This window comes from Thermodesulfobacteriota bacterium, assembly GCA_034189135.1.
In the GTDB taxonomy this organism is placed as follows: domain Bacteria; phylum Desulfobacterota; class Desulfobacteria; order Desulfobacterales; family JAUWMJ01; genus JAUWMJ01.
This window is the reverse complement of sequence record JAXHVO010000021.1, coordinates 1-16,276: the sequence shown is the minus strand read 5'-3', so window position 1 is coordinate 16,276 and position 16,276 is coordinate 1. Positions and strand designations below refer to the sequence as shown.

The following is a 16,276-nucleotide window of genomic DNA, read 5'->3' as shown; positions in this document are numbered from 1 at the left end:
GTTATGGGCATCTATGAAATCAGTTTGGCTACCATCGTGTGTATAAATATCATTCTGGCACTTGGTCTGAACATGATCTCCGGTTTTTGTGGACAAATCAGCTTGGGACATGCCGCATTCTATGGCATAGGCGCATACACGGCCGCCATTCTGGCAAAAACCGGAATACCTCTTCCTGCAGCCATTGCAGCTAGCATGATTTTGGCCAGTGGCGCCGGACTGATCGTAGGTTTGACCAGCCTGCGCGTACGCCATGATTTTTTAGCCATTACAACCATGGGTGTCGGTTTCTTATTTTTAGGAATTGTGCGCCAACAGGAAGCCCTGGGCGGTGAACTGGGTATATCTGGAATTCCTGCGCCAGGCTTGGGAAAAGTCGGATATCTGATTCTGGTCATGGTCATTGCCTGTTTAACCGCAGCTTTCAGTTTGTGGATAAAGCGGTCATGGATGGGTTTTGCTTTCGATGCCGTGGCCGATGACGAAGACACTGCCCGGGTAGTAACCGTTGATGTGGGCGCTTACAAGCTGGCAGCCTTTGCCATGGGCACAGCTATGGCAGGCGTTGCTGGCGGCCTGTATACTTTTTTTTCACGGTTCCTTATGCCTGATGACTTCGGTTTCATCACTTCAATCACCGTACTCTCGATGGTGGCCGTGGGTGGGATTGGTTCAGTATTTGGTGTGATTGTGGCCACCATTATACTCACCCTCATGCCCGAATTTTTTCGTTTCATCAGTAACTATAAACTTCTGCTGTACGGGGCTTTGCTATTTTCCGTCATGCGGTTCGCACCTGACGGTTTGGCAGGGTTTGTAAAGAGTATGGTCGGGTTTATTAAAAAAAAGGTACGGGGAAAAGAGGTGTCTTGATGAACGAAATCCTGGATATGAAAAATGTCACCGTCCGCTTCGACGGAGTCGTCGCCGTGGATAATGTTTCATTCAAGGTTAATCAAGGCGAATTTTTATGTATGATCGGACCTAACGGCGCAGGCAAAACGACTATGATGCTGGCCATCACCGGAATCATCAAACCTCAATCAGCTAACGTTTTTTTAGCACAGCGGAACATAACCCATTTACCCACTCACAAACGGGCCTTGTTGGGCCTGGCGATGACCCACCAGATAGTAAGGCCTTTTAGGTCTATGACCGTGCTGGACAACGTTGCTCTGGCAGCCGGTCACCGACGTATTAAAAACGTGTTCAAGGCCATGGTTCATAGCGATCGTTCGGCCGAAAGAAAACGTGCTCGAAAATACCTGAATATGGTTGGCATTGCCGATGCTGCAGAAAAAAGCGTTGTGAGCCAACCTTTGGGAGTGACCAAGCGGCTTGAAGTGGCCCGAGCTCTCGCTTTGGAACCTAAAGTTCTGTTGCTGGACGAGCCATTGGCCGGTTTAAATAATATTGAAGCCGCACAACTGGCAGATACGGTGGCAACCATCAATAAAAAAGGGCTGACCGTTGTTATGATCGAACACAATCTGGGTGAAGTTTTGCGGGTCAGCCAGCGACTGGTGGTACTGGATAATGGCTGCAAGATTGCAGACGGAATTCCAGATGAAGTAATGCGTGATCCAGGGGTACGAGCGGCATACGTTGGAAAGGAAAAACATCATGTTGCAGCTTGATCTTTTAAGTTGTGGATACGGAGAAATGACTGCGGTACATAACTTATCGCTCGATGTTCCGGCAGGAAAAATTACTGCCTTGCTCGGGGCCAACGGTGCGGGCAAGACATCTACCATTCTATGTATTGCCGGCCATGTTGCTGTACATGAAGGCCATGTCATTTACCAGGATTTAGACATCACTCAAGCATCGCCTATGGCACGCATAAAAAGCGGAATTGCCGTGTCGCCGGAAGGTCGGAGGCTTTTTGCAAGCCTGACAGTTAAGGAGAATCTAATCGTAGGCGGGTATAGCAGAGCCAAAAATAAGACGCAGGAGGGTATCGATCGGATCATTGCTCTATTTCCTCGATTAGGAGAAAGGTTACCGCAAAAGGCCGGATCACTATCCGGTGGCGAACAACAGATGCTCTCCATCGGACGGGCCCTTATGTCCAAACCGCAATTACTTTTAATCGATGAGCTCTCTTTGGGATTGATGCCAAAAGTCATCGATATTTGTTATGAGGCCATCACAGAATTGAAACGAGACGGTTTGACCATTATTTTGGTCGAGCAAAGCACACAAAGAGCTCTCGAAGTGTCTGATCAGGTCTGTGTGCTGGAATCCGGCAGAGCTGTGTGGAAGGGATCTGCTGCAGAAGCTCGAAATGATATGGGGTTGATTGATGCATTGCTGGGATTGAGTGATGAAAATGAAATGTCCGAAGAGAAACAATAAAGGAGCTTGATGATGTCAGGCATGAAAAAAATTTTAGAGTGTGTTCCCAATTTCAGCGAAGGCAGAGATTTGGAGAAAATAGACAAAATTATACATCCCTTCAGAGGAAAAAAGGGTGTCAAGCTTTTGGACTATCAAAGAGATGAAGATCACAACAGGCTGGTCGTCACAGCCATAGGAGAGCCGCCTCCCCTGAAACAGTCGGTTATGGAAGCCATAGGAACTGCCATTGATCTCATTGACATGAGAAAACATAAGGGGCAGCACCCGAGAATGGGGGCAATAGATGTGGTTCCTTTTATACCGGTGAGAAATATCAACATGACTGAGGCTATCGATTTTTCCAAAGAGGTCGCCAAGGAGATAGCGTCAAAATATGAGTTGCCCATATTTTTATATGAAGAATCCGCTACTGCTCCTGAAAGGAAAAATCTGGCGCTAATAAGAAAGGGAGAGTTTGAGAAAATGGCCGAAAAAATGAAAGCTTCCGCATGGAAGCCTGATTTTGGTCCGGAGAAAATCCATCCAAGCGCCGGTGTAACAGCAATGGGTGCCAGAATGCCGCTGGTGGCTTTTAATGTTAATCTGAATACAGGTGATATGAAAATTGCCGACGCCATATCAAAAAATGTCAGGCATATAAGTGGAGGACTGCGATACTGCAAAGCCATCGGAATATCTTTAACGGAAAGAGGCATTGTTCAGGTTTCCATGAATATGACGGATTATACCAAGACGTCTCTATACCGGTCTTTTGAGCTGGTCAGGACAGAGGCTAAAAGATATGGAGTTCAGGTCATTGGAAGTGAAATTGTCGGACTTGTGCCTATGGAGGCCTTAATTGATACAGCTGTGTATTATATGGGAATAGAAAATTTTACTACGAAGCAGGTACTGGAAGCCAGGATTTGGGAGTAAGTTAAATCAGACAAAATGAGCTAAAAGGACACAAAATGAACGGAAATATCATCATAAAGAATTCTTCTCAACTGGTTACCTGCAGCGGGTTTGAAGGCAAACAGGGAAAAGACATGTCCGATCTTAAAATTATTACTGATGGGACTGTGGTTATTGAAAAAGGTATCATTAAGGCGGTTGGCAAGACCGGAGAAGTTTTAGCCGGATTTGATGAAGACAAATTTACAGTCATAGATGCCGAAGGCAAAGCGGTTTTGCCTGGATTTGTCGACTCACACACCCATTTTGTCTTTGGAGGCTACAGGGCACAAGAGTTTTCATGGAGGCTTCGCGGTGACAGCTACATGGAAATTATGGAACGTGGCGGGGGAATCATCAATACGGTTCTGGCAACCAGGGAAGCCAAAAAAAATGAATTGATTGAAGCTGGGGAAAAAAGGCTGGATTCAATGCTGTCATTTGGTGTGACCACGGTTGAAGGGAAAAGCGGTTACGGTTTGGATTATGATACTGAGCTGAAACAGTTGGAAGTTATGTCGGACTTGAATAAAACCCACCCGGTTGATATTGTGCGGACATTTTTAGGCGCTCATGCTGTTCCAAAAGATTATAAAGGAAGGGAAGACGAATATATCGACTATGTGATTGAACATGTCATACCCGAAGTTTCAAAGAGAAGGCTGGCAGAATTTTGCGATATTTTTTGCGAAAAGAATGTATTTTCCGTGGAGCAGTCGAGGCGACTGTTAAGTCGAGCCCGGGATATGGGATTTTTATTAAAAATTCATGCAGACGAAATTGTTCAGCTTGGAGGGGCAGAACTGGCTGCCGAACTCGGTGCCGTATCGGCAGATCATTTGCTTTGCGCCTCTGAAAAAGGTATCCGGGATATGGCCCAAAAAGGCATAGTAGCTACATTGCTTCCGGCAACGGCATTCAGCCTGAAAGAACCATACGCCAAGGGCCGATACATGATTGACAGCAACTGTGCGGTGGCTCTGGCAACCGACTTAAACCCGGGAAGCTGTTTTACGGAGTCCATACCGTTGATTTTTGCCCTGGCTGTTCTTTATATGGATATAACCACGGAGGAGGCTGTGACGGCTTTGACAATTAACGGAGCAGCGGCCCTCGACAGGGCAGATACAATCGGAAGTATTGATATCGGCAAGAAAGGTGATGTTATCGTACTTGAATTTCCCTCTTACCAATATATTCCCTACCATATTGGGGTAAGTACGGTAGAAAAAGTGATAAAAGACGGAAACCTGGTTTTTGAAAAGGAATAAAATGAATCATATGAATTTAGCAGAGTTAAGCATAAAAGAATTTCTGGCAAAGACCGCGTCAGGTTCTCCGGTTCCCGGAGGAGGGAGTATTTCTGCACTGAGTGCGGCTATAGCGGCAAGCCTTGCTGAAATGGTGGCTCACCTGACGATAGGGAAAAAAGGTTTTGAAGCAACAGAAACACAGATGAAAGATATTGTAAAAGATGCCACTGATTTTAGAATTGAACTTATGAAAGACATAGACCGGGATTCAGGTGCATATGATGATGTGCTGACAGCATTTAAATTGCCAAAAGGCAATGGACAGGAGGAGAACAAGAGAAAACGGGCGATACAGGATGCGTTAAAAAATGCTGCCCTGGTTCCACTGGGTGTAGCCAAAAAAGCTATAAAGATTATTGAACTAGCCCATAAAGTAGTAAAACACGGAAATAAGAATGCCGTTACAGACGGGGCAGTGGCAGCTATGATGGCAAGAACTGCTGTTCTCTCCGCTTTATATAATGTTAAAATCAATCTGGCTTCCATAGAGGATGTGGATTTTGTAAAAGGAATAAGAAAAGATGTCATCCATTTGGAAAAAGAGATCGAAAACAAGGAAAGAATAATACTGTTGGGTATTTCCATATAAAACAAGTAAATGAACAAAGACATTCAAAATAAAAAGCAAAAATTAATTTCGATTATAGAGAGATACGATCATTTGATGGTTGCTTTCTCAGGCGGTGTGGACAGCACATTTCTTCTTGAGACGGCGAGTAAAGTATTACACAAGAATGTAATTGCGGTAACGGCACAATCTCCCATTCACCCTGAAAGAGAAACCGAATTTACCAAAAAGTTTGCCAAAAGATTGGGTATAAAGCACATTATGATGCAATCAAGAGAGATGAAACTGCCCGAGTTTGTGGTTAACAACGAGGACAGGTGCTACGTCTGCAAGAAACTGCTTGCCGAAGGGCTTTTAAAACTGGCTGCTGAAATGGGGATTCAATATGTCGCCCATGGCGCCAATGTGGACGATCTGGATGATTTTCGCCCGGGATTTAAGGCGGCAGTGGAAATGGGAATAATTGCTCCGCTGTTGGATGCGAAAATGACAAAAAAAGATATCCGCAGGCTTTCCCAAGAAATGGGTTTAGCTGTATGGAATAAGCCTTCAATGGCCTGCCTTGCCAGCCGGATTCCATATGGCATTCCCATAAGCGGAGAAGCCCTTGACAAGATTGACCGGGCCGAACGATTCATTTTAAGTCTTGGATTTATATCCTGTCGTGTACGATACCACAATGAGGTGGCCAGAATAGAGGTAAGTCCAGGTGATTTTAAAAAATTAATCGATGATAAAACCAGGACAGCTATTATAAATAATTTGAAAGATCTCGGGTTTTTATATATATCCATGGATCTGGAAGGATATATATCGGGGAGCTTGAACAGATCTTTTGGTTTGGTAAATCTCTAAAATGGGGCTAAAATATAAATTTAACAAAGCGCAGAGAATTATTGAAGATTTAGATCATAAAGATCTGATAGCTGTTAAGGGAATATGTGAAGAAATTCAAATGGCTCAAAATAATCTTTTTAAAGAGGGAAAAGAGATTTTAGCCTATTGTCAGCACAGGTGCCGGGGACTATGTTGCCGTAATATACAACCGGACGAAATTATCACCCTTACGGATTTTGTGTATATTTTGGTGATGGAAAGCTCTGTGAGAGGTGAAATTTCGGAATGTTTAAAAAAAGAAACCTTATTTTCGTCCAACTGTATCTTTCTTAAAGGAGGAGAAGGACCGTGCATTTTCCCATCTGATTTGAGACCGGAAATGTGTATTACCTCTTTTTGCGGTGGTGACAACTCAATTAAAAAAGAAATCAATGGGGTAGAAACAAAATTTAATAAGCTGGTTAGATTTTTTCTGCTAAGAAAGCCAAGGAGATTCAAAAACTTACTGTTTAAGACGGTTGGCGTATAAAATTCAAACAAAACATAAACCGCAAAGCAATGCGCCAACGCTTATTTTAAAAAAAAACTAACGGGGTGTAGCGATTCCGAACCGGTTGATTTTACGGCGCAGGGTGTTCTTATCGATGCCCAGTTCACGGGCCGTTGCCATTCTTTTCCACTGGTTTCTTTGAAGGGCCTGCTGGATGGCGTGTTTTTCAATTTCCTTGAGGGTCAAACCCGTGGGGACAAGCACGGAATCGTTTTTGGGTACAATCCGGTCAGGTAAGTTATGCATGCGGATCAAATCATCCCGGCAGAGCACAAAGGCGTGTTCGATGGCATTTTCCAGTTCACGTACATTTCCCGGCCAATCATAGAGCATCAGTGCGGCTACAGCCTTTTGGGACAGGCCTACGTTTTTCTTGCCGGTTAAATGCTTAAAGCGTTCTAAAAAATGGTCTGCCAGCAGCGGAATATCTTCTTTTCGTTCTAAAAGAGGCGGTAGTGATAATTTTATAATATCAATACGAAAATACAAGTCTTCCCTGAATTTACCTTCCTTTACCATACTTTCCAGGTTTCGGTTGGTGGCCGCAATTACCCTGGCATTTGTTTTGATTGTTTTGGTGGATCCTAAAGGTTCGTAGACCTTATTTTCCAGAACACGGAGCAAGCGGACCTGCACGGCCTTTGAGATATCACCGATTTCGTCTAGAAAAATGGTCCCATTCTGGGCCAGGGCAAACCGGCCGGGCTTGTCTTTTTTTGCATCCGTAAACGCACCGGCCTTGTATCCAAAGAGTTCGGCTTCGCAAAGATTGTCGGGCAGGGCACCGCAATTGATGGCTATGAAAGGCCCCTTTTTTTTCAGGCTATTGTTATGAATGGCTCTGGCAAAAAGCTCTTTTCCGGTACCGCTTGCCCCCATAATCAGCACGGTACTGTTGCTTTCAGATATTTGTGGCAGAATTGAAAAAAGTTCGAGCATCTTCCCGCTCTTGCTCACGATATCGTCAAAAGAATGTTGTTTGCGAAGTTCTTTCCTCAGTTTGTTAACTACCGTCAAGTCTCTGAAACTCTCCACGCCTCCGATAATCTCGCCCTGTGAATCTTTCAACAAAGCGGTGGTCACACTGATGGGAATGCGCTTTTTATCCGCACGAAGAATATAGACCGGCATGTTTACAATCGGTTTTTTTTCCTCAATGGTCTTGCGAATAAGGCAGTCGGTTTCACACATACTGGCCCTTAAGACTTCAAAGCACGGCCGTCCGATCGCCTCTTCTCTGGGGATCCCGGTGATATGTTCTGATCCTCTGTTAAAGGAGGTAATGTGTAAATCCAGGTTAACCGTAAAAACGCCATCTGCAATGCTGTCCAAGATAATTTGATAGTGTTCTTTAATTTGTTCTTTAGGTAGTTTCATTTACCCAGTTGGATTTTTGGCTTATGCAAAAATTATTTTTATCTGTTAAATGCCGTTTTTTGCTGCAGGGCTGTTTGGCCTACAAAATAGCTGCGAACAAACATCTTTTTTTAACAATAATATAGTGGTGATGTCAATCATCTAGACCGGTTTTGGCGAATTAAAATCGATAAAAGTCATAATATATGGATTATAATGGGGCTATTTTGTTCCTTAAAAATGTAGCAAACGGGTGTAAAATGACCCCAATAATCGGGTGAATACTGATGATGTTAATTTTTAAATATTATTTATTTAATTGTTATTCAGTCAGTTATCTATGATGGGAAAATTAATTGGGGTTTTGGCACGTATATTGCTGAAATATATGTGTAGTGTTGTCGTTCAATAATGAGACCGATAGGCCTTTCATTTAGTGAACCGAAAAAAATTAAAGCATAACCGGTATGGTTAGAATTGCGATTCCCATTTTTCAATCAAGGGTTTCGCCGGTGTTTGATTCATGTACCCGGCTCTTGTTGGTGGATATTGACCATAGCAAAGAAATAGAAAGAAGTGAGATCTATCTGGATCAGTTGTCCATAACGGAACGCGCGGCAATTTTGCAAAAGCTGAAAGTTAAAACCATTATATGCAGCGGAATCAGTGATTTGCTTTACCACATGCTTCAGAGTGCAAAGATCCATTTAACCACCGGCATTGCCGGAGAGATAGACCAGATAGTGGCGGCATATTTGTCTAAGAAGCTAAACGAACCTCGGTTTCATATGCCTGGATTCAAGTATAGCCGCTGATGGGACCTGGTTTAAAGCATAAAGGAGGTGATAAGGGTAAAGGAGGATTGTTTGAGGGGTAAAATTGATGCCAAGAATAATTGAAGTATGAAAATTAAGGAGCAAGACCATGAAAGCCATTAGAGTTGTCATTTGTTTGGGGTTGGTCTTTGCTGTTTCCCTTTTATTGCTTTATAGCAGCCCGGGGGCCCGATCGGCAGAGAAGGAGAATTACTGTTTCACCTGCCATACAAATGCACGAAAGTTGATAAAGATCACCAGAGAGATTGCTAAAGTCAATAAAGGTAAGCCCGGAGCTTCAGCAGAAACGAAAGGAGAGGGATGAGGTGGAGCGGTGGAGCCGTTGGCTCCGCACGAAAAGCTCTTTGTGGACAGCGAAATAGCCGAAGATGAAAATCATGGTGAGATTGAATGTCAGGAATGCCATGGTGGTAATCCAGACGAACCTGACTGGCGTAAAGCCCACAAAGGAGTAGCCAAAGATCCATCCTTTCCTGATCCGTCAGAAAGTTGCGGTGCATGCCATGAAGAGATTGCAGAAAACTATAAAACCAGCCTTCACATTAGCCTGTCTCCTTTTAAGAAAATAATAGACGCCAGGGCGAATACGGACAAGCCGGTCCACCAAAAGGTAAATGCGGCCAGAGAGGGTCATTGCAGTGCCTGCCACAGCAGTTGCGGGCAATGCCATATCAGCCGTCCTGATTCGGTGGAAGGAGGATTACTGGAAGGACACCTGTTCCAGAAAAGACCTCCGATGCAGGAAGTCTGTACGGCTTGTCACGGAAGCCGGGTCGGAAAAGAGTATCTCGGTGAAAATAAGGGATTTAAACCGGATATACATAAAGAAAAATATTTTAAATGCAATAAGTGCCACAAAGCAGATGAAATGCACGGGGATGGCAAGGATTATGCGAATCGTTATGAGGTGGAAAACGGTCCCAAATGTTTGGATTGCCATCAGGCGATCTATGACGCAAAAGCGCAAAATGTTAAAAACCATTGGATTCATAAAGATCAGGTGAGCTGTAATGTTTGTCATTCACAGCCCTACAAAAACTGTTATGCCTGTCATGTTGGAAAGGATAAAAAAGGCCTTAAGTTCTTTAAAACCAAGTCGTCAGACATGCAATTCAAGATCGGTCTGAATCCCGCGAAATCGGAAAAAAGACCCGAAAGTTTTGTTACGGTTCGTCATATCCCGGTGGATCAGGATACCTTTAAGTTTTATGTCAAGCGTGGATTGAAAAACTTTGATAGACTTCCCACGTGGAAACTGGCTACGCCGCATAATATAAGAAGACAGACGCCGCAAAACAAAACGTGCAATGCCTGTCATGGAAATAAAGAACTGTTTCTGCTTAAAAAGGATGTGAAAAGAAAATATGTAAAGGCGAACAAAAATGTGATTGTGCCCAAACATCTGATTCCCCCTAAAAGGAGAAATGAGTAAAAAGAGCTACACCCGGCTTTTACCGCAGGTTTTTGAATCAGCGAAATGATCGATAATGATTCAATACCGGAAGATAATGGCAAACAGACATTTAGTGATATCGTCTCAAGGTATCTGCCGGCAAATGGTCTTCACACTTAAGGATTAAAGGAGGAAATGCCATGAAAAAAAGTATTCTGTTTGTATTTGTACTGGCTATAGTTTCAACCTTGGCTCTGACCGCTCCTGTTGCGGTGGCCAAGGATATGACAGCCAAAGAGCTTGTGGCCGAAGCCAAAAAAAATATTTGTGAGGTATCGGTCTCTGAAGCCAAAGGCCTACTAGACAAAGGCGGATATATTTTTTTGGACTGTCGGACAAAAAAGGAGTTTAAAATGGGACATATCCCCGGGGCAATGAATATCCCCAGGGGCTTGCTGGAGTTTAAGATTGCTAAAAAAATCCCCGACAAGAATGCCAAAATTGCCATGTACTGCAAGAGCGGAGGACGGGGATGCCTGGCAACCTGTACCCTTTGTCGAATGGGATACAAAAACGTCAAAAATATGGCTGGTGGTTGGAAGGCTTGGGAAAAAGCCGGATATCCGATTGAATAACCCCCCCCATTATTCAAAAAAAGGGCACTTCAACTTGAGGTGCCCTTTTTTATTTGTACATCCGCGTTTAGACAGGTCTGCTATAACAGCTTATTTTTTCTCAGCCACGATTTCAACCAGGTGATTCTTCTTGCATCCGGTGTCACCGTCTGTTGGGCTTTTTGCTGCATTTCAATGGTAAGTTGCTTGTTGCTGTGGGTTGAAATAGGCATTACGGATCTAGATTTATTGAGATGAAGCAAACCATAACATCTTGATAATTTGCAAAAAGCGTAACAATTGTCTTTTTTCAGCTCCACGGCTTTATTGAATTCAGTAATGGCCGGGTGATATTTTTTTAGGCAAAAATAAACATAACCCAAAAAATTTCGCCCAAAGACATCGTCCGGTTTTAATTTTACATAGGCTTTCATCTCTTGTATGGCTTTACGGTACTGGTAAGTACTGTCCACATAGCGAATGGCAAGATATTTATACGGAAGCGGGTGGTCAGGGTTAAACTGTTTCGCCTTTTTCAAAATAGGAATGCTTTTTAAGCCCATAGACGTAATGGTATATAACCTACCCAGTTCAATCAGTAAACCGATGTCAGCGGGATTGGTTTGATATTTCTTTTCAAGCCTTTTGATCTGCCCGGCAATTTGTTTATCATCGATCGTTCGATATTTATCCTGTTTTTCAAGGGGGATGTCCTGACCCATCCAATAAGGGCATTTTGCTAACAGATCGATATAGGGATGGTTGGTGCGTTCAATCCCCCATTTGGGGTTGGGGCCCATGCGGATATACTTGCGTTGATGGACGATATCAAACTGCCATCCTTCAGAAGTCCTGCAGAATAAGAAGGGGGCATTTTCCCATCCGGTTTTATTCCCGAAAAAAATGACCGCATAATGATTATTGCCAATGACCTCATAGGGTTTTTTCCCGTAGGTTTTTACATCTTCTTCATATCGGGAATCCGGAAGGTTTTGAAAATCCCTGTAAGCCAGTCGGGTGACGTGGGTATATATTTCCAGGTTCGGGTTGCGGGACTTCATGCGCCAGCTGTTTAGCAGGGTCTCCCATGCTTGCGCAGGGGTTTTTCCGGCCGGAAAAAAAGCGTTGCCTGTTTGCACAGTCTCTTTGTTAAACTCGAGTAACTTTTGTGTGGCCCCTGCACCTCCTGAAAGCAGAATACCATCCAACCGTGAAATTGAATGGACGTTATATTTACCCTGGTGTTTTATTTGAGCGCGGTTTTCTATTTCTTCCATGACTGCCAGCAGGCCGGTGCCCAGTTGTCCAGCTAAAAAATAGGGTCCAAGCTGTTTGTCTTCCACATAGCCGCAGAAAATATCGGTAAATACGTCTTCCAGTTCATACGATACTTCAAGTTTAACCTGTTTTTCTTTATCTGCCAGCAGCAGGAGGATTCCTCTGCCATTATCATCTTTTCCGATTTTCCAGTTGTTTAATATCTCCACAGCCGCTTCCCCAACAGTTCTCAGGTGGTTAAGGGAGGGAATGCTTACCATAAGCGTTTCTATCTTATAACGATCATTAATCGTTTTTAGATAGTTATTTGAATATTCTTCCACATCTTGAAGTATATTGGCGTAGTCAAAAAGATGGGCATTACCGGCCGGCCTGTGCTTAAAGTCAATGTTTTGGAGTGGAAAAAGTATTTGATGAAAATAGAGGGTATAAAGAACCGCTCCGAGGATACAGATAAAGAAAATGAGAAAATATTTCTTCATTTGACCTTGTATTCTTTGTAGTAACTACTCAGATTTTAGGTTTAAGAAAGAAGGTTGTCATGGAAATCAGATATTTTCGTCAACATACAGAAATCGTGTTTTTTCCCCTTCAGCCTTCAGTCTAAACAGCTTCAGCCTGACGACGTGATTAGTTACATTTATTCAAATTTCACTTTGGGTGCGGCCTTTTCAGCTTCAGGAATTTCATAGTATTCTGCTTTTGAGACGTTGGCAAATGCGGCAAAGAATCTGCCGAAAAATGTTCGGATGTATGTATTTAAGATCTGAACCGCATCGTTGTATCTTTTCCTTTCAACCGCAATTCTGTTTTCGGTTCCTTCAAGGCTGTCCTGGAGCTTGAGAAACGACTGGTTTGCCTTTAGGTCCGGATATCTTTCCTGCAAAAGGAGCAGCCTTGACAGTACACCTTCAAGACGATTGGCGCCTGCCACCTTATCTTTTACACCTTTGGCCTGAAAGTACTTGGTTCTGGCTTCTGCAATATTTTCAAACAGCTCTTTTTCGTGTTTGGCATAGCCCTTAACTGTTTCAACCAGATTGGGAATAAGGTCATACCTTCGCTTGAGCTGATTTTCCACCTGGGCCCACTTTCCCTTAACATTTTCGTCCATGGAAATGACGGTGTTATACCCGCTGATCAGTTTTCCGCCCACCAGCAAGGCAAGCAAGAGAAATACACCGAATATGATTAGAATGATTTTTGTTCCAGTTGACATAGAAACCTCCATAAAGGTATTTTAAAATGGTTTTCTTCCAGATTGATTGATTGTAAGCGTTCACAGTACGTTGAAATTAGAAAGTTGAGATTGGAAATTTAGTTTTCATGTTTCCCGAATTTCTACTTTTCAATTTCGAGTTTCAAGCCGTAAATGGTTACATAGTACCTTTACTAAACTTTTAATTCTTAAGCAGTTTTATCCGCCTGTTCTGTGGCGGATCACTCGAACACCTGAACCCTCGAATCATTATGATCTTACCATCCCCCTGAAGCGCCGCCTCCGCCGAAACCGCCGCCTCCGCCACCAAAGCCGCCGCTTCCACCGAAACCGCCTCCGCCTCCCCAGCCTCCGCGTCTTCCTCCAATGGAAGAAAAAAGCAAAAGCATGAGAAACAGTCTTGGATTTCTGATAAACAGAATAAATAAAATGACGAAAAAAATAACGGATACGATCTTGCCAAAGAAACCGGTGGGCTGATCTTCTTTGGTGCGTTGAAAGGTCTTCCCCGGTTGTGGCATTCCGCTGATGGTGACGCCGGAATCTTTGGCGATTTCATTGGCCAAAGCAACCGCAGCAGTATAAATTCCGGTGGAATAATCCCCCTTTCTGAAAAAAGGAACCAGATAGTTGCGTCCAATGCTTCCGGCCAAACTATCCGGAATCACTCCCTCAAGGCCGTAGCCGACTTCAATTCTGTACTTTCTGTCGTTGAGGGATACCAGCAGCAATATGCCGTTGTCCTTTCCTTTTTGGCCGAGTTTCCATTTATCATGAGCCACCGTTATGGATAAATCTTCAATTGATCCGCCCTCGAGACTTTTAATGGTGAGAATCGCAATCTGTGCGGTGGTCTTCAGTTGGAGTTCTCTTAAGTACTGATTGAGTTTGATTTTAATCGGATGATCAATGATATCTGCAAGGTCAACCACATGTTTGCCGGGGCTTTCCGGTATGCTGACCGCATGGGAAAATTGGGCCGTCAACAGCAATAAAAATAAAATTGAAAGAATATATATTAAATTACGCTTTAATTTCATCGGTAATATTCCCCAGTTGTTCGATCGCCCTATAGTAGTCTTCGAATATGGAGTTTAACGTTTCAATGGAAAGCTCTGTTTTATCTTTTTTAGCTTTCAATACCTTTTTAAATACATCGAGATTAACACCGGATGCATCCCGCAAAGCGGTCAGTACCTCTTCATTTTCTTTGGGAGGCGCTTTCCCAAAAAGAACAATGATACCCCTGAAAAGGGGAATATATCCGGAAAAAGAACGTATGAATCCGTCTGCTAGGAACTTTTTGCTCCCTAAAGAAGAAAGATATCCCTGCCTGAGTTCAATTAATTTCACTTTCAGCTCACTTTCACACTGATGCCTGAGATCAGAGTGGTTTATTTCAATGTCTTGGAGGATATCTTGTCCGAAAACGGTATGGTGAAGGAGTTTTATGGTTAGAAATTCAACCGGGAAAACATCCAGGGAAGTTGAAATATAATCCGGGGTCATAATCAGCGGGGAAGCAACCTGCTTTTTGCCGAATTTTTTGCCAAGAGGGGCAAAATCTTCAAGAAATTTCAAATCCATTCGATTCAGTACAATGATGGAATTGATATCCGAGGTATGGGGATTAAAATCTTCAGTCAATGCACTCCCCGTGAGGTGAATGGAATGGATCTTGTCCATATATTTGTTTAATACAACATCCAGAAAAGGCTTAAATTTAGTTGAAGCCTCATCCTTTACATTGATATCATTCATAAAATCCTCCTTAGAAAAAAAGCCTGAATTAAGGCAGAAAATAATGAGAAATATTTTTAAAACAAAGAGATTTAAATATCAACTCATATCTTTCAACCGTGGATGTCTGGAAGCCACTAATGTTGACAGGATTAACAGGATTTATTGGATAGGTGGTTCATTTGTTTTATTTGTTGCAGGGTAAAGGGCACTTCATTATCAAGGCAGCGGATAAAATACTTAAACATCATATAGTCCTGATCATCTGAAAAAATATCCTCGCCACGTCTTCCACGGTTCATTACATGCTACTATGCATCTGGATATTGTATTCTAAATGGTCGTGCCATAATTGGATTGCCTATCATTACTGGCCAAATAAGTCATAAATGGACTTGACCCCTTTTCAGCGGTCTTTTTAAAACCGTTATCCGTCAATATCTCGACCGCCTCTTTAAAGTCCACCTGGTCAAACAGCTCGACAAACCGGATCACATCACCGCCTGTGCCGCAGCCAAAACACTGCCATAAGTTTGTGGTTGGATTGATAGAAAGTGATGGATTGTGATCGTCATGGAAGGGGCACAGGCCAAAAAAGCTTTTGCCGTTTTTCTTGAGTTTAACGCCTTTGGCCCTGACCAGGGCGGCAAGGTCAACCGTGGTTTTGATGCGTTCGATTTTTTCTTTTTCTATCATTCTCGTATCTCCTGCTATCTCGTAGTTTTTCAAATAAAATGTCACGCAAACGATTTAAGGACTCTCTGAACTGAACCGGATTAACCAGGGCATGGCCGTTCATATAATCTTTATCCAGCTTATCCAGATCAGCGCCGGTAAACATAAAAGATGCGATTCGTTTTCCATTGGTTCTGAACCGGATATCACTTAAATCACCGCCCATGCATAAAAAGAATGCGCCTCTGAATATGTCTGTTGTTTCAAGGCTGCTTGTGTTCAATAAAATCACCTCCTTTCTTGATTTTTCCGGGAAGATACGATAGAAAAAAGTAAAGGTTCCTAAGTGGCTTTGTCCACTGGAACACTTTCCAGGCCATCAACTCCGATCTCGCCAAAGTTCAAAAGTTGATGGCCTTTTTTCTGCCGAAAATTCCCCCTCAAAAAACTTGTCAAGAAAATAGTTGACAAAAAATCAATTTTTTAATTAGTGTCTGAACGACAATTGAAAACTGTTTGAATTTACGATGTAAAATCGCATAGAAGTAAAACGAAGATTTTCCAGAAAATGCATAATTTACTTGCATTGGCAACTCGTTAAAG

General features: G+C 43.0%; 19 protein-coding genes. 12 read left to right on the top strand and 7 right to left on the bottom strand.

Going from position 1 to position 16,276, the window contains the following annotated elements; translation table 11 throughout:
- The first annotated feature begins 3 nt into the window (after nucleotides 1–3).
- From SWH54_02480 to SWH54_02445, 8 genes are read left to right on the top strand one after another with little or no spacing between them, the layout of a single operon-like run.
- Entirely contained in the window at nucleotides 4–873 is an 870-nt protein-coding gene (locus tag SWH54_02480; GenBank protein ID MDY6790114.1) for a branched-chain amino acid ABC transporter permease, read from the top strand.
- A complete protein-coding gene (locus tag SWH54_02475; GenBank protein MDY6790113.1) occupies nucleotides 873–1,637 on the top strand; it encodes an ABC transporter ATP-binding protein in 765 nt (254 codons plus the stop codon). Before SWH54_02480 ends, SWH54_02475 begins: the two co-directional genes overlap by 1 nt.
- Nucleotides 1,624–2,358 (top strand): ABC transporter ATP-binding protein, encoded by a 735-nt coding sequence (locus SWH54_02470; GenBank protein ID MDY6790112.1) that lies wholly within the window; start codon nucleotides 1,624–1,626, stop codon nucleotides 2,356–2,358. The genes SWH54_02475 and SWH54_02470 overlap by 14 nt, the downstream gene beginning before the upstream one ends.
- Before the next feature lie 21 nt (nucleotides 2,359–2,379).
- Nucleotides 2,380–3,276: a glutamate formimidoyltransferase gene (gene ftcD, locus SWH54_02465; GenBank protein MDY6790111.1), complete on the top strand. Its 897-nt coding sequence runs from the start codon at nucleotides 2,380–2,382 to the stop codon at nucleotides 3,274–3,276.
- Nucleotides 3,277–3,311: 35 nt separating this feature from the next.
- Nucleotides 3,312–4,565: an imidazolonepropionase gene (hutI, locus tag SWH54_02460; protein MDY6790110.1), complete on the top strand. Its 1,254-nt coding sequence runs from the start codon at nucleotides 3,312–3,314 to the stop codon at nucleotides 4,563–4,565.
- A gap of 10 nt (nucleotides 4,566–4,575) precedes the next feature.
- The gene (locus SWH54_02455; GenBank protein MDY6790109.1) at nucleotides 4,576–5,196 is read left to right on the top strand and encodes a cyclodeaminase/cyclohydrolase family protein; all 621 of its coding nucleotides are present in this window, start codon (nucleotides 4,576–4,578) and stop codon (nucleotides 5,194–5,196) included.
- Between the two features lie 9 nt (nucleotides 5,197–5,205).
- Nucleotides 5,206–6,030, top strand: coding sequence for an ATP-dependent sacrificial sulfur transferase LarE (larE, locus tag SWH54_02450; GenBank protein ID MDY6790108.1), 825 nt, complete (start codon nucleotides 5,206–5,208; stop codon nucleotides 6,028–6,030).
- A gap of 1 nt (nucleotide 6,031) precedes the next feature.
- On the top strand, nucleotides 6,032–6,541 hold the full coding sequence (locus SWH54_02445) for a hypothetical protein (GenBank protein ID MDY6790107.1): 510 nt from the start codon (nucleotides 6,032–6,034) through the stop codon (nucleotides 6,539–6,541).
- 57 nt (nucleotides 6,542–6,598) lie between these two features.
- Here the strand turns inward: SWH54_02445 and SWH54_02440 are convergent, their stop codons facing one another.
- The gene (locus SWH54_02440) at nucleotides 6,599–7,939 is read right to left on the bottom strand and encodes a sigma 54-interacting transcriptional regulator (protein ID MDY6790106.1); all 1,341 of its coding nucleotides are present in this window, start codon (nucleotides 7,937–7,939) and stop codon (nucleotides 6,599–6,601) included.
- A gap of 446 nt (nucleotides 7,940–8,385) precedes the next feature.
- Here SWH54_02440 and SWH54_02435 point away from each other — a divergent pair, with 446 nt between their 5' ends.
- The 4 genes from SWH54_02435 (at nucleotide 8,386) to SWH54_02420 (ending at nucleotide 10,782) form a co-directional block, all read left to right on the top strand.
- The gene (locus SWH54_02435) at nucleotides 8,386–8,733 is read left to right on the top strand and encodes a NifB/NifX family molybdenum-iron cluster-binding protein (GenBank protein ID MDY6790105.1); all 348 of its coding nucleotides are present in this window, start codon (nucleotides 8,386–8,388) and stop codon (nucleotides 8,731–8,733) included.
- 109 nt (nucleotides 8,734–8,842) lie between these two features.
- Nucleotides 8,843–9,058 (top strand): hypothetical protein, encoded by a 216-nt coding sequence (locus SWH54_02430; GenBank protein MDY6790104.1) that lies wholly within the window; start codon nucleotides 8,843–8,845, stop codon nucleotides 9,056–9,058.
- 9 nt (nucleotides 9,059–9,067) lie between these two features.
- A complete protein-coding gene (locus SWH54_02425) occupies nucleotides 9,068–10,186 on the top strand; it encodes a multiheme c-type cytochrome (GenBank protein MDY6790103.1) in 1,119 nt (372 codons plus the stop codon).
- A gap of 161 nt (nucleotides 10,187–10,347) precedes the next feature.
- On the top strand, nucleotides 10,348–10,782 hold the full coding sequence (locus tag SWH54_02420; protein ID MDY6790102.1) for a rhodanese-like domain-containing protein: 435 nt from the start codon (nucleotides 10,348–10,350) through the stop codon (nucleotides 10,780–10,782).
- An 80-nt stretch (nucleotides 10,783–10,862) separates the two neighbouring features.
- Here the strand turns inward: SWH54_02420 and SWH54_02415 are convergent, their stop codons facing one another.
- From SWH54_02415 to SWH54_02390, 6 genes are all read right to left on the bottom strand, one after another.
- Nucleotides 10,863–12,521 (bottom strand): TPM domain-containing protein, encoded by a 1,659-nt coding sequence (locus SWH54_02415; protein MDY6790101.1) that lies wholly within the window; start codon nucleotides 12,519–12,521, stop codon nucleotides 10,863–10,865.
- Nucleotides 12,522–12,679: 158 nt separating this feature from the next.
- Nucleotides 12,680–13,258, bottom strand: coding sequence for a LemA family protein (locus SWH54_02410; protein MDY6790100.1), 579 nt, complete (start codon nucleotides 13,256–13,258; stop codon nucleotides 12,680–12,682).
- Between the two features lie 257 nt (nucleotides 13,259–13,515).
- On the bottom strand, nucleotides 13,516–14,298 hold the full coding sequence (locus SWH54_02405) for a TPM domain-containing protein (protein MDY6790099.1): 783 nt from the start codon (nucleotides 14,296–14,298) through the stop codon (nucleotides 13,516–13,518).
- Nucleotides 14,282–15,019 carry a hypothetical protein gene (locus tag SWH54_02400; GenBank protein ID MDY6790098.1) on the bottom strand — a complete coding sequence of 246 codons (738 nt, stop codon included), beginning with the start codon at nucleotides 15,017–15,019 and terminating at the stop codon, nucleotides 14,282–14,284. The genes SWH54_02405 and SWH54_02400 overlap by 17 nt, the downstream gene beginning before the upstream one ends.
- 312 nt (nucleotides 15,020–15,331) lie before the next feature.
- Nucleotides 15,332–15,694, bottom strand: a complete 363-nt coding sequence (locus SWH54_02395) for a CHC2 zinc finger domain-containing protein (protein MDY6790097.1) — start codon at nucleotides 15,692–15,694, stop codon at nucleotides 15,332–15,334.
- Complete coding sequence (locus SWH54_02390; GenBank protein MDY6790096.1) at nucleotides 15,651–15,956, bottom strand: hypothetical protein; 306 nt, start codon at nucleotides 15,954–15,956, stop codon at nucleotides 15,651–15,653. The genes SWH54_02395 and SWH54_02390 overlap by 44 nt, the downstream gene beginning before the upstream one ends.
- Between the last annotated feature and the right edge of the window lie 320 nt (nucleotides 15,957–16,276).

Coding starts and splice junctions, on each gene's coding strand:
- SWH54_02455 (MDY6790109.1), top strand. CDS start 4,576: ATGAATTTAGCAGAGTTAAGCATAAAAGAATTTCTGGCAAAGACCGCG.
- SWH54_02475 (MDY6790113.1), top strand. CDS start 873: ATGAACGAAATCCTGGATATGAAAAATGTCACCGTCCGCTTCGACGGA.
- SWH54_02470 (MDY6790112.1), top strand. CDS start 1,624: ATGTTGCAGCTTGATCTTTTAAGTTGTGGATACGGAGAAATGACTGCG.
- SWH54_02420 (MDY6790102.1), top strand. CDS start 10,348: ATGAAAAAAAGTATTCTGTTTGTATTTGTACTGGCTATAGTTTCAACC.
- SWH54_02435 (MDY6790105.1), top strand. CDS start 8,386: ATGGTTAGAATTGCGATTCCCATTTTTCAATCAAGGGTTTCGCCGGTG.
- SWH54_02480 (MDY6790114.1), top strand. CDS start 4: ATGGGCATCTATGAAATCAGTTTGGCTACCATCGTGTGTATAAATATC.
- ftcD (MDY6790111.1), top strand. CDS start 2,380: ATGAAAAAAATTTTAGAGTGTGTTCCCAATTTCAGCGAAGGCAGAGAT.
- SWH54_02415 (MDY6790101.1), bottom strand. CDS start 12,521: ATGAAGAAATATTTTCTCATTTTCTTTATCTGTATCCTCGGAGCGGTT.
- SWH54_02395 (MDY6790097.1), bottom strand. CDS start 15,694: ATGATAGAAAAAGAAAAAATCGAACGCATCAAAACCACGGTTGACCTT.
- larE (MDY6790108.1), top strand. CDS start 5,206: ATGAACAAAGACATTCAAAATAAAAAGCAAAAATTAATTTCGATTATA.
- SWH54_02440 (MDY6790106.1), bottom strand. CDS start 7,939: ATGAAACTACCTAAAGAACAAATTAAAGAACACTATCAAATTATCTTG.
- SWH54_02405 (MDY6790099.1), bottom strand. CDS start 14,298: ATGAAATTAAAGCGTAATTTAATATATATTCTTTCAATTTTATTTTTA.
- hutI (MDY6790110.1), top strand. CDS start 3,312: ATGAACGGAAATATCATCATAAAGAATTCTTCTCAACTGGTTACCTGC.
- SWH54_02430 (MDY6790104.1), top strand. CDS start 8,843: ATGAAAGCCATTAGAGTTGTCATTTGTTTGGGGTTGGTCTTTGCTGTT.
- SWH54_02400 (MDY6790098.1), bottom strand. CDS start 15,019: ATGAATGATATCAATGTAAAGGATGAGGCTTCAACTAAATTTAAGCCT.
- SWH54_02445 (MDY6790107.1), top strand. CDS start 6,032: ATGGGGCTAAAATATAAATTTAACAAAGCGCAGAGAATTATTGAAGAT.
- SWH54_02410 (MDY6790100.1), bottom strand. CDS start 13,258: ATGTCAACTGGAACAAAAATCATTCTAATCATATTCGGTGTATTTCTC.